General features: G+C 65.0%; 18 protein-coding genes. 6 read left to right on the top strand and 12 right to left on the bottom strand.

Annotated features, from left to right (window positions below; all coding sequences use genetic code 11):
• Positions 1–62 precede the first annotated feature (62 nt).
• The 3 genes from B3P22_RS13825 (at position 63) to B3P22_RS13815 (ending at position 3,940) form a co-directional block, all read left to right on the top strand.
• Entirely contained in the window at positions 63–962 is a 900-nt protein-coding gene (locus B3P22_RS13825; protein ID WP_296271358.1) for an urea transporter, read from the top strand.
• A 116-nt stretch (positions 963–1,078) separates the two neighbouring features.
• Positions 1,079–2,674 (top strand): hypothetical protein, encoded by a 1,596-nt coding sequence (locus B3P22_RS13820; protein ID WP_296271357.1) that lies wholly within the window; start codon positions 1,079–1,081, stop codon positions 2,672–2,674.
• Between the two features lie 240 nt (positions 2,675–2,914).
• Positions 2,915–3,940 (top strand): DNA topoisomerase IB, encoded by a 1,026-nt coding sequence (locus B3P22_RS13815; protein ID WP_275544720.1) that lies wholly within the window; start codon positions 2,915–2,917, stop codon positions 3,938–3,940.
• Between the two features lie 589 nt (positions 3,941–4,529).
• Here B3P22_RS13815 and B3P22_RS13810 read toward each other — a convergent pair.
• From B3P22_RS13810 to B3P22_RS13800, 3 genes are read right to left on the bottom strand one after another with little or no spacing between them, the layout of a single operon-like run.
• Entirely contained in the window at positions 4,530–6,005 is a 1,476-nt protein-coding gene (locus B3P22_RS13810; RefSeq protein WP_296271356.1) for an efflux transporter outer membrane subunit, read from the bottom strand.
• Positions 6,002–9,046 carry an efflux RND transporter permease subunit gene (locus tag B3P22_RS13805; RefSeq protein WP_296271355.1) on the bottom strand — a complete coding sequence of 1,015 codons (3,045 nt, stop codon included), beginning with the start codon at positions 9,044–9,046 and terminating at the stop codon, positions 6,002–6,004. The genes B3P22_RS13810 and B3P22_RS13805 overlap by 4 nt, the downstream gene beginning before the upstream one ends.
• 4 nt (positions 9,047–9,050) lie before the next feature.
• Positions 9,051–10,127 carry an efflux RND transporter periplasmic adaptor subunit gene (locus tag B3P22_RS13800; RefSeq protein WP_275544717.1) on the bottom strand — a complete coding sequence of 359 codons (1,077 nt, stop codon included), beginning with the start codon at positions 10,125–10,127 and terminating at the stop codon, positions 9,051–9,053.
• Positions 10,128–10,616: 489 nt separating this feature from the next.
• Here B3P22_RS13800 and B3P22_RS13795 point away from each other — a divergent pair, with 489 nt between their 5' ends.
• Positions 10,617–11,288 (top strand): helix-turn-helix domain-containing protein, encoded by a 672-nt coding sequence (locus tag B3P22_RS13795; protein WP_275544716.1) that lies wholly within the window; start codon positions 10,617–10,619, stop codon positions 11,286–11,288.
• Here the strand turns inward: B3P22_RS13795 and B3P22_RS13790 are convergent.
• Complete coding sequence (locus tag B3P22_RS13790) at positions 11,277–12,176, bottom strand: sterol desaturase family protein (protein ID WP_275544715.1); 900 nt, start codon at positions 12,174–12,176, stop codon at positions 11,277–11,279. The genes B3P22_RS13795 and B3P22_RS13790 overlap by 12 nt on opposite strands.
• Positions 12,177–12,427: 251 nt before the next feature.
• Between B3P22_RS13790 and B3P22_RS13785 the strand changes: the two genes are divergently transcribed.
• Positions 12,428–13,294: an ion transporter gene (locus tag B3P22_RS13785; RefSeq protein ID WP_296271354.1), complete on the top strand. Its 867-nt coding sequence runs from the start codon at positions 12,428–12,430 to the stop codon at positions 13,292–13,294.
• Positions 13,295–13,377: 83 nt separating this feature from the next.
• Positions 13,378–14,835 carry an SLC13 family permease gene (locus tag B3P22_RS13780; protein WP_275544714.1) on the top strand — a complete coding sequence of 486 codons (1,458 nt, stop codon included), beginning with the start codon at positions 13,378–13,380 and terminating at the stop codon, positions 14,833–14,835.
• 111 nt (positions 14,836–14,946) lie between these two features.
• Here the strand turns inward: B3P22_RS13780 and B3P22_RS13775 are convergent, their stop codons facing one another.
• Genes B3P22_RS13775 through B3P22_RS13740 form a run of 8 tightly spaced genes read right to left on the bottom strand, consistent with a single transcriptional unit; the run spans position 14,947 to position 20,924 of the window.
• The gene (locus B3P22_RS13775; protein WP_275544713.1) at positions 14,947–15,312 is read right to left on the bottom strand and encodes a hypothetical protein; all 366 of its coding nucleotides are present in this window, start codon (positions 15,310–15,312) and stop codon (positions 14,947–14,949) included.
• Entirely contained in the window at positions 15,309–16,520 is a 1,212-nt protein-coding gene (gene ccmI / locus B3P22_RS13770; protein ID WP_275544712.1) for a c-type cytochrome biogenesis protein CcmI, read from the bottom strand. Before ccmI ends, B3P22_RS13775 begins: the two co-directional genes overlap by 4 nt.
• A complete protein-coding gene (locus tag B3P22_RS13765; RefSeq protein WP_275544711.1) occupies positions 16,517–17,005 on the bottom strand; it encodes a cytochrome c-type biogenesis protein in 489 nt (162 codons plus the stop codon). The genes ccmI and B3P22_RS13765 overlap by 4 nt, the downstream gene beginning before the upstream one ends.
• Positions 17,002–17,541: a DsbE family thiol:disulfide interchange protein gene (locus tag B3P22_RS13760; protein ID WP_275544710.1), complete on the bottom strand. Its 540-nt coding sequence runs from the start codon at positions 17,539–17,541 to the stop codon at positions 17,002–17,004. The genes B3P22_RS13765 and B3P22_RS13760 overlap by 4 nt, the downstream gene beginning before the upstream one ends.
• Positions 17,538–19,511, bottom strand: a complete 1,974-nt coding sequence (locus B3P22_RS13755; protein WP_296271353.1) for a heme lyase CcmF/NrfE family subunit — start codon at positions 19,509–19,511, stop codon at positions 17,538–17,540. The genes B3P22_RS13760 and B3P22_RS13755 overlap by 4 nt, the downstream gene beginning before the upstream one ends.
• The gene (ccmE, locus tag B3P22_RS13750; RefSeq protein WP_197858218.1) at positions 19,508–19,999 is read right to left on the bottom strand and encodes a cytochrome c maturation protein CcmE; all 492 of its coding nucleotides are present in this window, start codon (positions 19,997–19,999) and stop codon (positions 19,508–19,510) included. The genes B3P22_RS13755 and ccmE overlap by 4 nt, the downstream gene beginning before the upstream one ends.
• Positions 19,996–20,172: a heme exporter protein CcmD gene (gene ccmD / locus B3P22_RS13745; protein ID WP_079783423.1), complete on the bottom strand. Its 177-nt coding sequence runs from the start codon at positions 20,170–20,172 to the stop codon at positions 19,996–19,998. The genes ccmE and ccmD overlap by 4 nt, the downstream gene beginning before the upstream one ends.
• Entirely contained in the window at positions 20,169–20,924 is a 756-nt protein-coding gene (locus B3P22_RS13740) for a heme ABC transporter permease (RefSeq protein WP_197858217.1), read from the bottom strand. The genes ccmD and B3P22_RS13740 overlap by 4 nt, the downstream gene beginning before the upstream one ends.
• Positions 20,925–20,975 lie beyond the last annotated feature (51 nt).

Genomic DNA, 20,975 nt, shown 5'->3' with positions numbered 1-20,975 from the left:
ATGGCTCCCCTCTCCCATTTATGGGAGAGGGGCTGGGGGAGAGGGCTCTTGGCACAGACATCATGCCTCCACTACCCACCTCACACCCTGCCCTGCAAAGCCTGCGCGCCCTGCTCTGCGGCTTCGCCCAGATATTCCTGCAACAGAGCCCCGGCTGCGGAGCACTGGTGCTGCTCGCCATCCTTATCGGCGCACCTCACCTGCTGCCCGGCGCGCTGCTCGGTGGCCTGAGCGCGATGCTGGTAGCGCAACGCCGTGGCCACCTACAAGCGGACATCGCCATCGGCCTGTATGGCTACAACGGCATTCTGCTCGGCCTGCTGCTGAGCCTGAAACTGCCATGGACGCCGTTGCTGCCCGTGCTGGTCGTCGCCAGCGCTGCCCTGTCCAGCCTGCTGCTGGCGCCCTGGATGCGGCGCATGCGCCAGCGTGGCTGGCTGCCCGCCTTCACCCTTCCCTTCGTACTGCTCGGCTGGCTGCTGCTGGCGTTGTTCGCACCGGCCGATCAGCCACTTTCAGTTCCATCGCACTCAGCTGAGTTCGACGCTGTACAACTGCTGCAGGCCATATTGCGCGGCCTCGGTCAGGTGATTTTCCTCGACTCGCCACTGGCCGGCCTGTGCCTGCTGATCGGTCTGCGCCTGGCCGATGGCCGCACGGCGCTCTGGGCGCTACTGGGCTCCAGCAGCGGCCTTGCCCTGGCGATAGCGCATGGCTGGCCCAGCGACGCCGCCCTGGCCGGACTCCATGGCTACAACGCCACCCTCGCCGCCATCGCCCTGGCCCAGGTCTATCGCTGCCCATTGGTCCCCGCAGCGGGAATCCTGCTGGCCCTGGTCCTGCAACCGGCGTTCAGCGCACTGGGCCTTCCGGCGCTGACCATGCCGTTCATCCTCGCCTGCTGGCTAGTCAAAGCCTGCGCGCTGAGCTGGCAACGGGCAGTGAGAAACGGGGTCTCATGACGCAGCGCTGAAACGCGATACACAGCAGATGAACTCAGGCCAGGGATAGCGCTCAGAGTCTTCAGCCGCCAGGTTTATCGGTGGCCAGACAAAAGTACGCACAGGGAGCGTTGCCCATGATCTTGGAAAACAAGTCAAGCGGATTGTCCGCTTTCGCGCTTGCACTATTGGCCGGCTCGCTATCGCCAGCAGCGAGCGCTACGGACGCCGAATTCAACGCCACGCTTTCCGAGGCAGCCACTCGAGTGGTGACGGCGAGAACGGTCAAGGAACTTTGCGACGAACGCAGCCCGCAAAGCGAAAGCGCGCGTCGCGATGCCTTGGCAAGCTGGAGCCATCGCAACGACATCGCCGACTACGACAAGGTCATAAGCGAGCTGGTGCGCAATAGCGAAGCGTTTCGCAAGGAAATGGAAGGCAACCTCACGCGTGCCCGTACCCAGATCGCCTCACCACTCGCTGCGGACCCCGCACCCTGTGCGGACCTGGCAACATTTTTGGCTGACGAGAAGTACGCCATCAAACCCCTCGTGCGCAAGCTGCGCCGCCTGGCAGGCAATTACGGGCTGGACCTGGCGCGAGCACCAGCGGACTCAGCGCAATCCAACCTGCAGGTCAGGGGGTTGGCGCACCTGACGGTGCTGGCCGACGCCGAAATGGCCAGCGTCGGCTCCTACGAGGGGGCGCTCGAGGATCGTGACCTGCGCAAGGCACGTGAAGACCGCCTGGAAACCTATCTGCAGAACCAGGGCGCGGTCGCTGGTTACGGCCGTGTGGTTGCCGACAATCGCCTGCGCGAGTGGCGCGGGGCTCGCCAATCGCGCTTCTCGCTGTCCTGCCGCAGCTTCAAGGACGACACGCACAAAACGCGGATGAACGAGGCGCTTGGCCAGGACCGCGTCGTCATCGGCCAGGTGCGCAACGTGATCGATGGCAAGAACGCCGAGATCTCGCTGCGCGAGTGCCAGGTACTCACCCTGGAACAAACTCATACGCCCGTCGCTAAAGCCGATGACCAGGCAGGTCTCGTCCACCGGCCGCCGGAGGCCAACGAGGTTTTCGCCGGGCCGGGTAAGGGTATCGCCATGGCCGAGGTCGATCGCGTGCTCTACGTCGCGGACTTCGCGCACCGTTTTGACGGTTTCGGCAATGGCTACACCAGCCGCGACGAGGACATCTATGTCCTGCTGTCGGACGCGAGCGCCTACCGCCATACCTGGAAATTCCCCTTTACAGACCTCGATGTGAGCGCCTCGAAGAGCCGTGAACCGGAAAACTGGCTCACCTGGTCAAAGAGCTGGACAGGCGAGATCACGCTGTCGCGTGACGGTGAAGAGATCGACCTCTCCAAAGCACAGGAACTGGCGCCGCTGCCGGCCGATACGCGGCTCGACCACAGCTATTACTTCCTTAATGTCGGCATGGGCGGCGCTCGCAGCGACCGCTCCTTCGTGTTCCGCCCGGATGGAACCGTCACGCACAAGCGCAGCGGCTTCGTCGCGGGAAGATTCGCCACCAGCTACATCATCACTGGCAGCAATCGCGACGACAGCGTCACCTCGAACTACCGCTTCGAGGATTACGCCCTGGTGCTGTCGAGCCCGCAGGGAGAGGAGCGCCGCTTCTTCGCTGTGCTCGACAGTGCCGACAAGAGCAAGCCGGAAGACGTCATCGTCGACGGTCAGGTCTATTGGACGCGCAAAAAGGACTAGCGCTAGCGCGCGGCAAACACGCAGCGCCGTGCGTGAATCATCCAGATGAGCCGTGATCGCGCAAATCATGCCGACGCGGCCGATCCTGCGCCCTTTGCTCGGGTAAAGACTGAACTCCCGCCGCGTTCGGCGGGCTAATGGATATCTGCCCCGACGAGCGACGCCCATGCCCGACCTTGTCCGCTGCCCTGCCATCGCCCTTTCGCCTCTTGCCTGCGCGCCTTGTCGCGAGGTGCGTCGATGAGTCTGGCGCCGGGCGACATCGAGCTACCCGCCGACCTGCGCTATGTCGACGACAGCATGCCGGGCATCAGCCGTCGCAAGCTGCGTGGCAAGTTCTGCTATTTCGACAGCCAGGGCCAACGCATCCGTGACCCGCAGGAGGTGGCCCGCATCAATGCCCTGGCGGTGCCGCCCGCCTATACCGAGGTATGGATCTGCCCTCTGGCCAACGGTCATCTGCAGGCAACGGGCCGCGACGCCCGCGGGCGCAAGCAATACCGCTACCACGCCCGCTGGCGCGAAATCAGGGATGCCGACAAGTACGCCAGCCTGCTGGCCTTCGGCAAAGCCCTGCCGGCACTGCGTGAAGCCCTGCAACAGCACCTGAACCTGCGCGAACACCGCCGAGAGAAAGTGCTGGCGACGGTGATCCTGCTGCTGGACAACACCCTGATCCGCATCGGCAACGCCCGCTACGCGCGGGACAATCGCTCCTATGGCCTGACCACCCTGCGCAATCGCCACGTCGAAGTGCAAGGCAGCACGATACGCTTTCATTTTCGCGGCAAGAGCGGCATCGAGCATGAGGTGAAGATCAGCGACCGGCGTCTGGCGCGCATCATCCAGCGCTGCCTGGAACTGCCCGGGCAGCACCTGTTCCAGTATCTGGACGAGCATGGCGAACGTCGGGCGGTCACCTCCACCGACATCAACGACTACCTGCGTGAACTCACCGGCGCCGACTTCACCGCCAAGCACTACCGTACCTGGGCGGGCAGCGCGCTGGCTCTGACGCTACTGCGAGAGCTCGAATGGCAACCCGATAGCGCGGCGAAGAAACATGTGGTGGCGATGGTCAAGGAGGTTGCCCAACAGTTGCGTAATACGCCGGCGGTCTGCCGCAAGTGCTACATCCACCCCGCGCTCCTCGATGCCTTCCATGCCGGCGAGCTGTCCAGCCTCCGCCTGGCGACGCCGCGCAAGGGCCTGCGCGCTGAAGAAAGCCTGTTGATGCGCTTCCTGGAAAAACTGCCGATGACCTGAGCCTGATACCTGGCGGGGCTCAACCTGACGGACGCAGAGCGGCCTGGGCAGCAGTCCCACCGGAGCGTGGGAACGATCAAAGCGCCTTGTGTAGGAGCGAATTCATTCGCGATTTGCGGCGAAAACCGCGCCTGTCGAGTCGGTCACGCGTAGCGGCCATGTACGTTGGCGTATGGGCGCTTTTCGTATCGCCGACCTCGGGCATGGATCGGATATCGAGGATGCCATCATCGCGGCTGAAGCCGCTCTTACAGCCTCGGTATATCGATGTTCAACCCACCGGCCCTGGAATCCGGCGCTATTACTGCGCAGCGCTGACCTCGCCCAGTGCCGGCTGCGCGTGTTCAGGCAACCAAAGCGCCTTGTGTAGGAGCGAATTTATTCGCGATTCGCGGCGAAAGCCGCGCCTGCCGCGTCGGTCACGCGCAGCGGCCATGAACTTGGCATGTGGGCGCTTTTCGTGTCGCCGACCTCAGGGCATGGATCAAATATCGAGGATGCAAGCATCGCGGCTGAAGCCGCTCTTACCGCCTCGGCATATCGATGTTCAAGGGAGTCGCCTGCTCTCTGCGCCTGGAATCCGGCGCTATCACTGCGCAGCGCTGGCCTCGCTCGGTGCATGCGCAGCTTCTGCGGCCTCCGCGTTCCAGCCACCGCCTAACGCTACATACAGCGCAACCTGCGCCGTCGCCAGCGCGGTCCGGCCTTCCAGCGCCCGTTGCCGGGCTTGCAGCGCGCCACGCTGGGCGTCCAGCACCTCGCTCAGGTTCACTTCGCCCAGCTCATAGCTGCGCTGCGCCAGCCGGTGCGCGCGCTCGCGATGGTCGCGGGTGCGGCTGAGGGCGGCATGTCGGCGTTGCTGGCCGGCGATGCGCGTCAGGCCGCGTTCGACTTCCTCCAACGCGCCGGCCAGGGCCTGCTCGAAGGCGATGTAGGCAGTCTCGCCCTCGGCATCGGCCAGCTCGATGGCGGCACCACGGTTCGGATAGTCCAGCAACGGCAGGCTGAAAGTGGCACCGAGTCGGGCAAAGTTCGAAGCGCCGGAAATGGCGTCGCCCAAGGCGAAGCCGGAGCGGCCCACGGCGGCCTGCACCGCCAGTTTCGGGAACAGGTCGCGACGGGCGGCCAGCGCCTGCAGCCCGGCGGCGTCCAGGCGTGCCGCCTCGGCGATCAGATCCGGACGGCGGCGCAGCAGGTCGATGGGCTGGCCGGGGGCTATACGCGGCTCGGCCAGTGGCACCGCAGCACCGGTGGCAAGCTGATTGGCAGTGCTGCCCGGCGGTTCGGCGAGCAGTGTATCCAGGGCCAGTTGCGCTTCGGCCAGGTGAACGTCCAGCTCGCCCAGGTCGGCCTCCAGCGACGCGCGCTCGGCGGAAGTCGCCTCGACGTCCAGCCGGGTGACCTCGCCGGCATGAAACAGCAGCCCGGCGATGCGTTCCAGCTCGCTGGCCACTTCTATGCCTTCCACCAGCAGGTCGCGCTGACCCTGCAACGCGCGCAGCTGCAGATAGCCCTGGGCGGTGTTGGAGGCCACGGCCAGGCGCGCGGCCACCGTCTGCGCCTCGGCCGAGCGCAGCTGCTGGGCCGCGCTGTCGCGCCGTGCGCGGGCGGCGCCGAACAGGTCCAGCTCCCAGGTCGCCTGCAGGGCCAGGTCCCAACTGTCCAAGGTGATCGGATCATCATCCGGGATGAAGTCGGCCAGCGGACTGCCGGGTTCAGCCTCCTGGTCGTTCTCGAGCCATTGGCGGCTGGCCGACCCCGGCAGGTCAAAGCTTGGCAACAGGCCGGCGCGCGACTGGCGCAGTTGCGCGCGGGCGCTGTCGACCCGTGCCATGGCCAGGCGCACGTCATGGTTGCGCTGCATGGCGCGGCCGACCAATGCGGTGAGCTGAGGGTCGTCGAACTGGCGCCACCACGCGGCCAGCTTTTCGGCATCGACCGCGGACGCGCCAGCGGCGCTGTACCAGGTTGGCGGCAGTTGCGGCACCGGGTATTGCGGTGCGCTGGAACAGGCGCCCAGAGCCAGGGCGAACAGCAGCGGGCCGGCCATGCGCTTGGCACTCATGCGGTTTCCTCCGGACGCACTTTCATCAGCAACAGATACAGGCAGGGAACGGCGAGCAAGGTCAGTAGCGTGGCGAAGCCCAGGCCGCCCATGATGGTCACCGCCATGTTGGCGAAGAACGGATCGAAGAGCAGCGGCACCATGCCCAGCACCGTGGTGCCGGCGGCCATCATCACCGGACGCAGGCGCGAGGCCGAGGCTTCGATGATGGCGGTCAGGCGCGGCACCTCGTCGGCGATCTGCCGGTCGATCTCGTCCACCAGCACCACGGCGTTCTTGATCAGCATGCCGGTGAGGCTGAGCAGGCCGAGCAGCGCCATGAAGCCGAAGGCCTGGCCGGTGAGCAGCAGGCCGAAGCTCACCCCGCAAATCGCCATGGGCACCACCGCCCAGATCATCAGCGGCTGGCGCACCTTGGCGAACAGCAATACGGTGACCAGCACCATCGCCAGATAGGGCACCGCCAGCGTACCGGCCAGCGCCTGCTGGGCGTCGGAGGACTGCTCATAGTCGCCGCCCCATTTCAGGCTGTAGTTGAGCGGCAACTCGATGTCCTCGATCAACGGACGGATGCGCGCGTGCGCCTCGTTGGTGTTTTCGCCGTCACGCGGTTCGGCGCGGACGGAGATGGTGCGCTCGCGGTCGTAGCGCACGATGATGCTGTCCTCGCGGCTTGGCTCGACGCCGTCGGCCACCTGCGCCAGCGGCACGTAGCCGTTACTGGCCGGGCTCCAGATCAGCCGTTGCAGCAGGTTGTCGCTGTCGATGCGGTCCTGCGGCGCGGCGCGCAGCAGCACCGGAATCAGCTCGTCGCGCTCGCGCAGCAGGCTGACGCGCTGGCCCTCGCTGCCGGCAGCCAGGGCGCGCGCCACCGCCTGGCGGGTCAGCCCGGCATCGGCGAGGCGATCCAGCGCCAGTTGCGGGCGCAGCACCAGTTCCGGCTGGCGCCAATCGTCGCGCACATTGAGCACCTGGCCCTGCTCCTGCAGGCGCTTGCGTCCTTCGGCGGACAGCGCGCGCAGCACCTCGATGTCCGGGCCGCTGATACGTGCTTCCAGCTTGGCCTCGGCGTTGGGGCCGAACATGAACTGCGCGGCGCTGACATCCGCCGATGGATAGCGCTGCGGCAGTTCCTGATTGATCTGCCGGCCCAGGCTGGCGATCCGCTCGGCATCCTCGGTACGCACGAGAAAGTGCATCAGCGAGGCGTTGGGCTGCTCCGGCATGTAGGTCAGCATGAAACGCGAGGCCCCGGCGCCGATGAAGCTCGACACCTCGCTCACGCCGTCCTGCTCGGCCAGGTACTGCTCGACCTCGCTGGCAGCCTGCGCAGTGTCGCGGATATGCGTGCCTTGCGGCAGGAACAGGTTGACGTAGAACAGCGGCGTGCTCGACGGCGGGAAGAAGCTCTGCGGCAGGCGGGTGAAGATCACCGCGCTGATCACCGTCAGCACCAGCAGCGCACCGATGGTCAGCCAGGGCCGGCGCAGCACGCCTGCCGCCAGCCGCCGGTAGCGCGCATACCAGGGGCCGCTGTAGGCAGCGTCGGCATCTTCCTCATCGCTGGCCTTGCGCAGCAGGTAATGGCCGAACAGCGGCACCAGCAGCAAGGCCAGCAGCCAGCTGAGCAACAGCGAAACGGCGATGACGAAGAACAGCGAGAAGAGGAATTCGCCGGTGGTGTCCTGGGACAGGCCAATGCCGGCGAAGGCGAGGATACCGATGATGGTCGCGCCGAGCAGCGGCCATTGCGTCTGTTGCAGCGTCTGCTGCGAGGCCTCGAGGATGCTCTTGCCCTGACGCTGGCGCACCAGCATGCCGTCGCAGACCACTACCGCATTGTCCACCAGCATGCCCATGGCGATGATCAACGCGCCGAGGGAAATCCGCTCCAGCTCGATGCCCATCAGCCACATCACCAGCAGCGTGCCTAGCACGGTAAGAAACAGCACCGCGCCGATGATGACGCCGGCGCGCAGGCCCATGGCCAAGCACAGCACGCCGACAACGATAGCTACCGAGAGGAACACGTTGAGCGCGAAGCTGTTCACCGCATCGTCGACGATACGGTGCTGCTCGTATAGCGGGTGAAGCTCGGCGCCCAACGGCATGCGGTGCCGGACGCCCTCGAGTACCGCTTCGACGCTTTGCCCGACCTCGACGATGTTCGCCCCGGACACCCCGCTGATGCCCAGCGTCAATGCCGGCTGGCCGTTATGGCGAATGATCTGCTGCGGCCGCTCGGCATAGTCGCGCGAAAGCCTGGCAATGGCGCCCAGCTCGACCCGCTGCGAGCCCTGGCCGACCGACAGCGCACGCAACTCCTCGAGCGAGTCGAAGGCCCCGCTGGGGCGCAGGCGCACGAAGAACTCGCCGGCAGTGACGCCGCCGGCATCCACAGCAGCATCGGTGTCGGCCAGGGCTGCGGCGATCTCGTCCGGGTCGACGCCCAGTGCCGCCAGTTGCGCCTGATCGACCTCGACCAAGATGCGCTCCTCCTGCACGCCGGCGATCTCCACCTTGCCGACGCCGTCGGCGGCGAGCAGCGCGCGGCGCAGCTCCTTGGCTGTTTCGTGCAATTCCTTGAGCGTCAGGCCGTCACCGGTCAGCGCGTAGAAAATGCCGTAAACGTCACCGAAGTCGTCGTTGACCTGCGGCGGCTCGATGCCGGGCGGCAGATCGCCCTGGGCATCGTTGACCTTGTTACGCAGCTCGTCCCAGATCTGCGGCAGCGCATCGCCGGCGTAGCGGTCCTGCATCTCCACGCGAATCTCGGCGATGCCCGGCATCGAGCGCGAGCGGATCTCCTTGATCTGCGACATCTGCTGGATGGCGCTTTCCAGTGGCTCGGTGACCTGCTGCTCGACCTCCAGTGCGGTGGCGCCGGGATATTGCACGTTGACGATGGCCTGCTTGATGGTGAACTCGGGGTCCTCCAGGCGACCGATCTCGAAGAAGGCGAGGATGCCGCCGAACAGGCAGGTCAGCACCAGGATCCAGATATTGACGCGACGAGTAATGGCGTAGCGGGCGAAATCCATTGGCTCAGTTCCGCTCCTGCACTTTGATCGGCTGCTCCTCGTGCAGCTTGCTGCCGCCAGCGACGATAATCGGCAGCTGCGCCTGCAGGCCATCGCCGCGGATCAATGCCTGGTCACCTTCGACCTCCTGCAACTCCACCGCCAATCGCCGGGCGCGGCCATCGACGGCCTGCCAGATGTAGTGGCCGCCGTCGCTGTCGGCCTGCAACGCCGACAACGGCAGGCGAAATTGGTCCTGGCTCGCCTGCGGCCGGGGTGGCCGCTGCACGCTGACGCGCATGGCCATGCCCGGCAGCAGGTTGTAGTCCTCCGGCGGCTCGCCCTGCAGCACCAGCCGGTAGGTGCGCGCGCCCTCGCGCGGCTGAGTGCTGTGCTCCTTGTAGCGCAGCGGCAGGCTCACGTCGGCGATCACCAGCTGCCCTTCGGCCTTGAGTTCGGGGCCGAGCGGAATGCTCAACGCGGCGATTTCCGGCAGATCGACGCTGACCTCGATATGGCGGTTGTCCTGCATCTCGAACACTGGCGTGCCCACCGCCACCACCATGTTCGGCTCGACCAGACGGCGCGCCACGACGCCATCGAACGGCGCGCTCAACGTGCTGCGTTCGAGGTCGCGCCGGGCGCTGTCGCGCGCCACCCGCGCCGCCACGGTGTTGGCTTCCAGCGCCTCGATGGCGGCGGGGGCAAGGATGCCTTCGGCGAGCAGCGTACGCTTGCGCGCCAGATCTGCCTGCAACTGGCGCAGGCGTGCCTCGGCTTCACTCAGTTGCAGTTGGTAGTCGACGCGATCCAGCTCGGCCAGCGGTTGCCCGCGACGGATACGCGTGCCTTCATCGATCAGGATCCGCTCGATGCGTCCGGCGACCTCGAACGACAGCTGGGTGGTGGTCACGCTCTGCACCACCCCCGAGAGGCGCAGCGCCTCCGGTTGTGGCTCGGCCGGCTGAAGCGGCTCGACCAGCGCCACCCGCGGCGGCTCGGAGGCCGGCTCATCCCCGGAGGAGCAGCCGCCAAGCAGTAGCGTGCAGGCGATGATCGTCAGATAGGTCTTGAGCGGGGGAAATGCTGGCGTCGACGTCATCGGGACTCCTGTCTGGTGGGATTGACGACCGCGAGTGCGGGTCGCAGGGACTGACAGTAGAACATCGCTACAACGCAGGAGTTCGCCAGCAAATCGTTGCCAATCTCGTGACCAGTCAGTCACGCGGATAGCGAGCGCAAGATGAGGGACGGAACGAGAGGTCGCAGCCTGCGCCTCTCTCATCAATGTCGCGGTAACAGCGGATGCCGGATCGGCCTCCAGCGAATGGCTGGCTGCCCGTCCTCTCCGACTGCCAGCCCGGTCTTTATCCGCACTCGACGCTGCGTGACGACGGCGCTGTCATCGGCGCCTCGCGCTGGCAGCGCTGCATGAAGTGAGCGCCAGAAGCGCGCGCGTCGCCTGGGTAAAAACCTGATACGGCTGATGAACCATGCCCAGTCCTCGCGGTATGATCCGGGCCGACCCAGCCACCATTGCCTGTATGAACATATCGCGCACGACCCTCGCCAACCTCGCTCGGCGAGCAGCATGAATACCGCCTGGCAAGGGCGCCTGTGGCTGGCCAGCGACTATTGCCTGCTCGATGGCTGCGCGGGTGACACCCAGACGCATGCTCATTACGCCCACCAGCTGATGCTGGCCCACGACGGTGAACTACGTCTGATGGTCGGCGGCCAGTTGCTGCAAAGCCAGCGCCTGCTGGTGCCCTCGATGCAGCCGCATGCTTTCATCGAGCCCGGCCAGCCCATGCTGGCGCTGTACACCGAGCCGCTGTCGTTCCGCCTGGAGCACTTGAAGGATTGGCAAGACGAGGCCCCAACCCAGCCGCAGGCACTGATCGAGCGGTTTCGCCACTGGCCAAGACCGCCTCTGGACACACGTGTGGAGCAGGCGCTGCTTGGTATCGACGCGCTATTGCAGGAGAAAATCGACGCCACAGAGCTGGCAAGCCAGGTTCGATTGTCATTGAGCCAGCTGGAGCGCCTGTTCGGTGATCAGGTCGGCCTTTCCATCCGCCGGCTGGTGCTCTGGCGGCGGCTGCGCCTGGCGTTGGCCATGGTGCTGCGTGGCAGCAATCTGACCGCAGCCGCACATGCGGCGAGCTTCGCCGACTCGGCGCACTTCTCGCGCACCGTTCGCAGCATGTTCGGCATCCAGGCGCGAGCGCTGCACAACCTGCAACTGCAACTACTCGACTGAGCGGCGCAAGCCCAGCGGCAGAACGGGCGCAGGTACATGTCCGGCGCGATCGACAAAGGGCTCGGCCAGCTGCGCCAGGTACTCGTCAGGGTAGTCCGGCTGGCTGCCGATACCCAGATCCTCGCTGGCCACTTCGTAGCTGGAGTGGAAAGCCGTGCCTAGCAGGCGATCCCAGAAACTGAAGAACAGCGCGAAATTCACATCCCCCGCTCTGCCGTAACGCAGGTGATGGAAACGATGTACCGGCGCCCAGGCGAACAGATGGCGTAATGGACCGATGCGCATATCCACATTGCTGTGCTGCAGCAGCAACTGCACGCCAATGGCGAATGCCAGCACCCCGGCGATGTCCACCGGCATCCCCACGAGCACCAACGGCAGCGTAGCCGCCAGGGCTTCGAGACCCAGATGCAATGGGTGCTTCATCAGGCCATTGAGGCCATACATGCGCTGCACCGAATGATGCACCGCGTGCAGGCGCCAGAGCCATGCGCTGCGATGGCTGAGCCAGTGCATCAGGGTGATGCCAAGGTCGGCCACCACAATCGCCATCAGCACCTGCAACCAGAATGGCCAGGCATGCGGCCAAAGATCAGGCCCTGGCAACAACGCAGCAAGCAGCGGGATGCCGAGTACGCCAAGGCTGTTGAGGCTTTCGTTGACCAGTGCATGCAGGCGATCGCGCCCCGCATCACCGCGCGGCTGATTCCATTGAGGTCGATAAGGTGCCTGGCGCTCGGCCACTGCGGATAGACCGATGGCCAGCAGCAACAGTACCGGCAGACAGCCCAGGCCCAAGTGCCAGTAACCGACCAGACAGATCCCCAGAGCGGTCAGGCCGAAGCTGAAACAGGGGGCGTAAAGATAACGAAGCAGTGCATCACGCATGGTGTTCTCCTTGATGATCGGAGCCCACAGCCTGCTGCCTGGCAGGCCTTGCGCGCTTGAACAAACCACGCATGCCTGCCTGCAGCCGGACTTATCGAAAGTGGCCAACGCCATCCATAGTCGCGGTGAGCAGCCGCGACAGGAGCCGCCACTGGGGGGCGAGTAAGGCAGAGCAACAACTAGGGCCACGGTCTTGCCCTTGCTCCTCCTTCCTGCCTAGGCTGTGCCCTTCGCTTACTTCGGAGCTTGCCATGGATAACCGGCAGAGCTGGCGCCAGCGCCTGTACATCATCATTTTCGAAACCAGCACGCCGGCGGCGCAACGCTTCGACAACTGGCTGCTGGTGGCCATCCTCGCCAGCCTGGTAGTGGTGATGCTCGACAGCATCGAACACTTTCATAGCCGGTACGCCGAGGTTTTCAGTCTATTGGAATGGTTCTTCACCATCCTTTTCGCAATCGAATACGGCTTGCGTTTGTACATTTCGCCCAAGCCTATGCGCTATGCGTTCAGTTTCTTCGGAATGGTGGATCTGCTGGCGGTACTGCCAGCCATACTGACGCTGATCTTAGCCGATGCGCAGTACTTGATGATCGTTCGCGTCATCCGCCTGATCCGAATTTTCCGTGTCCTCAAGTTGCGTCAGTATCTGTCTCAGGCGAATTTCCTGATTGTGGCGCTGCAAGGAAGCAAGCAGAAGATCATCGTGTTTCTGGTGAGTGTTTCCACGCTTGTAACCGTGTTCGGCGCGCTGATGTACGTCATCGAGGGACCGGCTCACGGTTTCACCAGTATTCCCATGGGCATCTACTGGGCAGTGGTAACACTGACCACCGTAGGCTTTGGCGATATCACCCCGCAGACGCCCGTCGGCCAGATGCTGGCCACCATGGTGATGATCACCGGCTATTCGATCATCGCCGTCCCGACCGGGATCTTCACCGCCGAACTGGCCAACGCCATGCGCCAGGACGGGCTGATGGAACATGACTGCCCGCATTGCCGGAAGAACCGCCACGAATACAGCGCGGCATTCTGCAGCCGCTGCGGCGGGCCGCTGTTCAGCCGGCGGGCCGGGCCCTCAGCCCCGCCGCAGAGCGCGCCTGAAACAGACTGAAGCAAAACCGATTGGCCACCGCGTGGTCATAAAGTCGCCCTGTGGGCTATAAAGCCCGACTTTTTAGCTGAAGGAAGCGCGCCATGGCCGTTACCACCAATGAATCCACGGCACCCGCCAAGGCAGCCTGGATTGGCCTGATCCTGGGTCCATTGCTACTGCTCGTGTGCCTGATCACCGAGCCGCCGGGCGATCTGTCCAGCGCCGCCTGGGCCACTATCGGCCTGACCCTGCTGATGGCCACCTGGTGGTCGACCGAAGCCATTCCGATTCCGGCCACCTCGCTGCTACCAATCCTGCTAATCCCGGCGCTGGGCATCGACAGCCTCAATGCCGCCACCGCGCCCTACGCCAACCCGACCATCTACCTGTTCCTCGGCGGCTTTGTCCTGGGCCTGGCCATGGAGCGCTGGAACCTGCACAAGCGCATCGCCCTGATGACGCTGCTGGCCATGGGCAGCAAGCCAAGCAAACAGATCGCCGGCTTCATGATGGCCACCGCGTTTCTCAGTATGTGGGTGAGCAACACCGCCACCACCATCATGATGCTGCCCATCGGCCTGTCGGTGGTCGGCATGCTCACCGGCGAGAAGAACGAGGGCGACACCGAGCGCGAACGCTTCGCCACCGCCCTGCTGCTGGCGATTGCCTATGCCGCCAGCGTCGGCGGTATCGCCACGCTGATCGGTACACCGCCCAACGCCCTGCTCGCGGCCTTCCTCGCCGACAACTACGACGTGCAGATCGGCTTCGGCCAGTGGATGCTGCTCGGCGTGCCGGTGGCGGTGATCATGCTGGCGTTCATCTGGTGGTGGCTGACCCGTGGCGGCTTCAACCTGGCCGGGCATGACAGCACGCAACTGATCCGCAGCGAACTGGCCGAACTCGGCCCGCTGAGCCGCGGCGAGAAGCTGGTGGCACTGGTATTTCTGGTTACCGCGCTGGCCTGGGTGTTCCAGCCGCTGATCGCCGACTGGGTATCGGGCGTCAACGATACCAGCATCGCCATCGCGGCAGCGCTGGCGCTGTTCATCATTCCGGTGGACACCAAGCAGCGCGTATTCCTGATGGACTGGGAAAGCGCCAGCAAACTGCCGTGGGGCGTGCTGCTGCTATTTGGCGGTGGCCTGTCGCTGGCTGGCGTGATCCGCAGCACCGGTTTGGCCGAGTGGATCGCCCAGAGCCTCGGCGCGCTGGGCGCCCTGCCGGTGATCGCGATGATTGGCGTGGTAGTGCTGGTGATCATTTTCCTCACCGAAGTCACCTCCAACACCGCCACAGCGGCGGCCTTCCTGCCGCTGCTGGGCGCCCTTGCCGTATCGCAGGGCATGCCGGCTGAACTGCTGGCAATTCCAGCCGCCATCGCTGCCAGCTGCGCCTTCATGATGCCCGTGGCGACACCACCCAACGCCATCGTGTTCGGCACCGGGCATATGAAAATACAGTCGATGATCAAGGCGGGCTTCGCCCTCAACCTGTTCGGCGTGGTGCTGGTGACCGTGATCTGCTACCTGCTGGTGGGCATGATCTGGGCGCACTGAACCTGATCACTGCCAGCAAAAACGGCGCCTGCGGGCGCCGTTTTTGTTAGGAATGTAGGGCGGGTGAAACCCGCCAGCTTGGAGATGGCGGGTTTCACCCGCCCTACGCAATCAGCGGTTCTGATACTGGCGAAACAATCCCGGCGGAATGCCCGAGCTGTCGGTTTCCTTCCACGGCCCACCGGCTTGAGGCGACCAGCTCCAGCCACCATCCCAGCGGTAGAAAATGCGCTCGCGGTAGTAGAGGTCCCGCGTTCCTTCGACCACATATACACCCAGTGCCGGGTTCCAGTGGCTTTTCACGCCGGGTGGCGGTGCATAGCGCGGATGCGAAGGCTGCTGCACCGGCGGCAACTGGCCAGCCGGGGTACCGGCTTGCTGCGCTGGTGGCGGCTCGCCGCCCGGCGCACTCGGTTGTTGCAATACGCAACCGCTCAGGCCAAGCCCGAGCGCGCAGACCAGCGCCAGGCGCTTCACTGAGCCTGCCCGTCGCGGCTGTCGATCAGCAACGTCTGCACGTCACGGGCGGTGCTGGCGACCGGGCCGGTCTCGCCGCTCCACTCGCCCTGGGTGGCATTGCCCGCGCGGGAAACCCGCGCCACCAGTTGCACCTGGTCGAATTGTGACATCTTCAGTTCCGGCATCATCGCATCCACATCCGAGAGACTGATCTGCACCGGCAGGTCGGAAACCTTCAGGCGTTTGGCCGCCAGCGGCATCGGTGGGCCGCTGAGTGCGCGGGCGAAGACGAACACGGCATCGTCCGGCTGCACGTTCTGCTGCACCTCGGGCGACAGCGACACGCTGACTTCCAGCGCGTGCACCTTGGCGCTCGGCTCGGCGGCAGCGCTGGGCTGCTCGCCCTCGCCCATCTGCTGCCGGGCGCGTTCGATACCGCCGGCGATGGCCGCGCGGGACGGGTCCTGCTCCGGTAGCACGGCGACCAGACGCTCCCAGTAGCGCACTGCATCAGCATAGCGCTGACTTTCATAGGCCGCGATGCCAAGCAAGCCCAAACTGGTGACTTCTTCCGGATCGGCCTGCAACGCCTCGTCGGTGAGTGCCTGCAGTTGCTCGTTCCACTGCTTGCCTTCGGCGAAATACAGCGCCTGCGCCCATTGGCCGAGCAGTTCCGGGGCACGCCCGGCGATCTCCACGGCGCGCTCGAAAGCCTTGGCGGCGTCGCTGGCACGCTCCTGCGCCATATAGGTACGGCCGAGGAAGTACCAACCTTCGGCGGAATCCGGCTGCTGCTTGACGGTCTGTTCCAGGCGCGCGGTCATTTCCTCGATGCTCTGCGGCTGCATGGCAGCCATCTGACGGGTCTGCTCGACCTGGTCGAGCGCGCCCCAGTGCAGGTACAGGGCCACGCCGAGCACCGGCACCAGCAACGCCGAGACCAGCGGGATCTTGCCGCCGAGCACGCCACTACGACGCTGCACGCCTTCGGTGTCGTCGAGCAGCTCGCGCGCCGCTTCGGCGCGACCGGCCTGCATCTGCGCATCATCGAGCACACCGGCCTGGCGCTGGGCTTCCAGCTCCTGCAGGCGCTCCTGATAGAGGGTAACGTTGAGTGCGGTACGGTCTTCTTCGGCCTGCAGCTTGCGAATGCGCAGCACCGGAATCAGCAGAAACGCCAGGGCAGTCAGCAACAGCAGCCCGGCGGGCAACCAGAAATCGATCATTGGTCTTTCTTGTCCTGAGAGGCTTGGGCGAGCAGCGCGTCGAGGCGCGCCTGCTCATCAAGGGAGAGGCCGGCGGCGGAGCGATCCTTCTGCTGGCCACGGCGGCGCAGGACGATCACCCCGAGCACACCGAAGCCTATCAGCAGCAGGCCGGCCGGGCCGTACCAGAGCAGCAGCGTGCGGCTGGTCAGCGGTGGCTTGTAGAGCACGAAGTCGCCATAGCGGGAGACCAGGAAGTCGATGATCTGCTCGTTGCTCTTGCCCTCTTCGAGCATGCGATAGATTTCGCCGCGCAGGTCCATGGCGATCGGCGCATCGGAGTCGGCGATGTTCTGGTTCTGGCATTTCGGGCAGCGCAACTCCTCGATCAGGTTGCGATAGCGCTGGCGCTCTGCCTCGTTGGCGAACTCGAAGGTATCGATGGCGGCATGCGCGCTGGCCAACAGGCCCAACGCCAGACCGGCGGACATCAGCAAACGCTTCATGGCTGGGCCTCGTCGACCAGTTGCTGGTAGATCGGCGCCAGCTTCTCGCGCCAGACGCGCTCGTCGATGGTACCGACGAACTTGTGACGGATGATGCCCTTGGCGTCGATGAAAAACGTTTCCGGCGCGCCATACACCCCCAGATCCAGCCCCAGGCTGCCCTTGGCGTCCTCGATGTTGAGCTGATAAGGGTTGTGCAGGTCACGCAGCCACTTCTGCGCCGGCTCGCGCTGATCCTTGTAGTTGACCCCGTGGATCACCACGCCGGCCTCGGCCAGCTTGTTCAGCACCGGATGCTCGTGGCGGCAGGCCGGGCACCAGGTGGCCCAGACGTTGACCAGCGCAGGCCGGCCCTTGATGTCAGCCTCGCTGAGGGTGCGTTCGGGATCGTCCAGGGACGGTAGGCTGAAAACCGGAAACGGCTTGCCGATCAGCGCCGAGGGCAGCTCGGACGGGTCGAGGAACAAACCACGGTAGAGGAATACGGCAATCGCCAGGAAGGCCAGCAGCGGCAACAGCAGGAGCAGGCGTCTCATGCGCTGGCCCCCTGCATGCCCAAGGCGTCGCGCACGCGGGTGCGGACCTTGATGCGGTAGCGTTTGTCGGCCGCAGCGAGGAAACCGCCAAAGCCCATCAGCAGCGCGCCGGGCCAGATCCAGCGTACGAAGGGTTTGATGTGCACGCGCACGGCCCAGGCGCCCTGCTCCAGCGGCTCGCCGAGCGCGACGAAGAGGTCGCGGGTGAAGCCGGCATCGATGCCCGCCTCGGTCATGGTCGCCTGCTGCACGGTGTACAGGCGCTTCTCCGGGTGCAGCACCTTGATCTGCCGCTCGCCGTCGAACACGCGAATAGTGCCTTTGTCGGAAATGAAGTTGGGGCCTTCGTGATGCACGGCGCCGTCGAACTGGAAGCGATAGCCCGCCAGCTCCACCGACTCGCCCGGTGCCATGCGCAGGTCGCGCTCGTAGCTGCCCAGGCTGGTCAGCACCACGCCGAGGGCGCATACGGCAAACCCCAGGTGCGCCATCTGCATGCCCCAGTAGCTGCGACCGAGAGTCGGCAGGCCCTTGATCAGGCCCTTGTGGCGCGTCTTGTCGAGAACGTCGCGCACGCCGCCGAGTACCACCCAGAACGCCAGCAAGCAGACCGCCAGAACCGACCAGTGGAAATCACCATGCAGGAAGGTCGCGGCTACCGCCAGCACCACACTGGCGACCAGCACCGGCGTCAGCATGCTGCCCAGCCACTTCAGCGGCGTATCTTTCCAGCGCACCAGCACGCCGACGCTGATCACCGCCATCAGCAGCGCCATCAGCGGCAGGAACAAGGCATTGAAGTAAGGCGGACCGACCGACAGCTTGGCGCCGGTCAGCGCATCGAGCACCAGCGGATAGAGGGTGCCGAGCAGGATCATCGCCGCCGACACCACCAGCACTATGTTGTTGACCAGCAGCAGGGTTTCACGCGACCACAGGCCAAAGCCCACCTGGCTCTTGACCACCGGTGCGCGCACGGCGAACAGCGCCAGCGAACCGCCGACCACCACCAGCAGGAAAGCGAGGATGAACACGCCGCGCTCCGGGTCGGTAGCAAAGGCATGCACCGAGGTCAGCACGCCGGAACGCACCAGGAAGGTACCGAGCAAGCTGAGCGAGAACGCGGCGATGGCCAGCAGCACCGTCCAGCTCTTGAACACGCCGCGTTTTTCCGTCACGGCCAGTGAGTGGATCAGCGCCGTACCCACCAGCCAGGGCATGAACGAGGCATTTTCCACCGGGTCCCAGAACCACCAGCCGCCCCAGCCCAGTTCGTAGTAGGCCCACCAGGAACCGAGCGCAATACCGATGCCGAGGAAGGCCCAGGCGACGATGGTCCACGGCCGCGACCAGCGCGCCCAGGCAGCGTCCAGCTTGCCGCCGAGCAGTGCGGCAATGGCGAAGGCGAAGGCCACCGAGAAGCCGACGTAGCCCATGTACAGCATCGGTGGATGGACGATCAGGCCGAAGTCCTGCAGCAGCGGGTTGAGGTCGCGGCCGTCGGCCGGCGAGTTCGGCAGCAGACGCTCGAATGGATTGGAGGTAACGATCAGGAACAGCAGGAAGCCAACGCTGATCATGCCCATCACCGCCAGCACGCGGGCGAGCATCTCTTCCGGCAGGTGGCGCGAGAAGATCGCCACGGCGAAGGTCCAGCCGGCCAGAATCAAGGCCCATAGCAGCAGGGAGCCTTCGTGAGCGCCCCATACCGCGCTGAACTTGTAGTACCAGGGCAACGCGCTGTTGGAGTTGTTGGCCACGTAGGCGACGGAGAAGTCGTCGACCATGAAGGCGTAAGTCAGGCACAGGAAGGAGAACAACAGGAAGGCGAACTGACCCCAGGCGGCCGGCTGCGCCAGGCTCATCCACTGGTGGTCACCACGCCAGGCGCCGACCAGCGGCAGCGTCGCCTGTACCAGACACAGGCACAGCGCCAGGATCATCGCCAGGTGGCCGAGCTCGGGGATCATTGCGCGCTCTCCTGCTGGTAGCCACCTTGCTTGGCGGCTTTGGCCTCATCGTGCTTTTGCATCATCCCGCTCTTTTCCAGCGCCTGCATGACTTCAGGCGGCATGTAGTTCTCGTCGTGCTTGGCCAGTACCTCGTCGGCCACCAGCACGCCCTGTTCATTGACACGGCCCAGGGCAACGATGCCCTGCCCTTCACGGAACAGGTCCGGGAGGATGCCGCTGTAGCGGATGGTCACGCCATGGGCACCGTCGGTGACGACGAAGTCCACTTCCAGCGAATCGGCCGAGCGCTTCACCGACCCCTCCTCCACCAGGCCACCGGCACGAATGCGGGTATCGACCGGCGCCTCGCCATTGGCGATCTGGCTCGGGGTGTAGAACAGGTTGATGTTCTCCTGCAGCGCGGTCAGCGCCAGCGCGACGGCGATGCTGACGCCACAGAGGATGGCCAGAACGATGTACAGGCGTTTCTTGCGAACCGGATTCACTTCGACTTCTCCCGGCGCAAACGGCGCGCCTCGTCTTGCAGGTAACGGCGGCGAGCCAGAATCGGCAGCACCACATTCAACGCCAGAATCGCCAGGCTGATGCCGTAGGCGCTCCAGACGTAGGGGCCATGGGTGCCCATGGCGAGAAATTCGGAAAAGGACGAAAAGCTCATGCCTTGCCCTCCACCAGGTTCTGCACCTCAGCTTTCACCCAGCTGCTGCGCGATTCACGCTTGAGTACTTCCAGGCGCATGCGATAGAGCAGCACGGCGCCGAAGAAGCAGTAGAAACCCAGCACCGCCAGCAGCAGCGGCAGCCACATCTCCACCGGCATTGCCGGTTTTTCGGTGACCTTGAAGGTGGCGGTCTGGTGCAGCGAGTTCCACCACTCCACCGAGTACTTGATGATAGGGATGTTGATCACGCCGACGATGGCCAACACGGCGCAGGCCTTGGCGGCGCTGTCGCGGTTGCTGATGGCGTTGCCCAGGGCGATCACGCCGAAGTAGAGAAACAGCAGAATCAGCATCGAGGTCAGGCGTGCGTCCCAGACCCAGTAGGTGCCCCAGGTCGGCTTGCCCCAGATGGCCCCGGTGAGCAGCGCGATGGCGGTCATCCAGGCGCCGATGGGCGCCGCCTGCTGCAGGGCGACGTCGGCCAGCTTCATTTTCCAGACCAGGCCAACCAGGCCGGCGATGGCCAGCGTCACGTAGATCGATTGGGCCAGGAATGCGGCCGGAACGTGGATGTAGATGATGCGAAAGCTGTTGCCCTGCTGGTAGTCCGGCGGCGCGAAGGCCAGGCCCCAGACCAGGCCGGAGACGGTCAACAACACGGCAGCGATGCTGAGCCAGGGCAGCCAGCGGCCACTCATCTCATAGAACCACTTGGGCGAACCCCATTTGTGAAACCACGTCCAGTTCATGCTCGACTCATCATTCAGGCCTGACTCGACTGTTGTCGGCCAGGTATCACG

Origin of the sequence: Pseudomonas sp. UBA6323 (assembly GCF_002439135.1) — a bacterium.
Lineage (GTDB): Bacteria > Pseudomonadota > Gammaproteobacteria > Pseudomonadales > Pseudomonadaceae > Aquipseudomonas.
The sequence above is the reverse complement of the archived record's forward strand: the minus strand, read 5'-3'. Positions and strand labels throughout refer to the sequence as shown.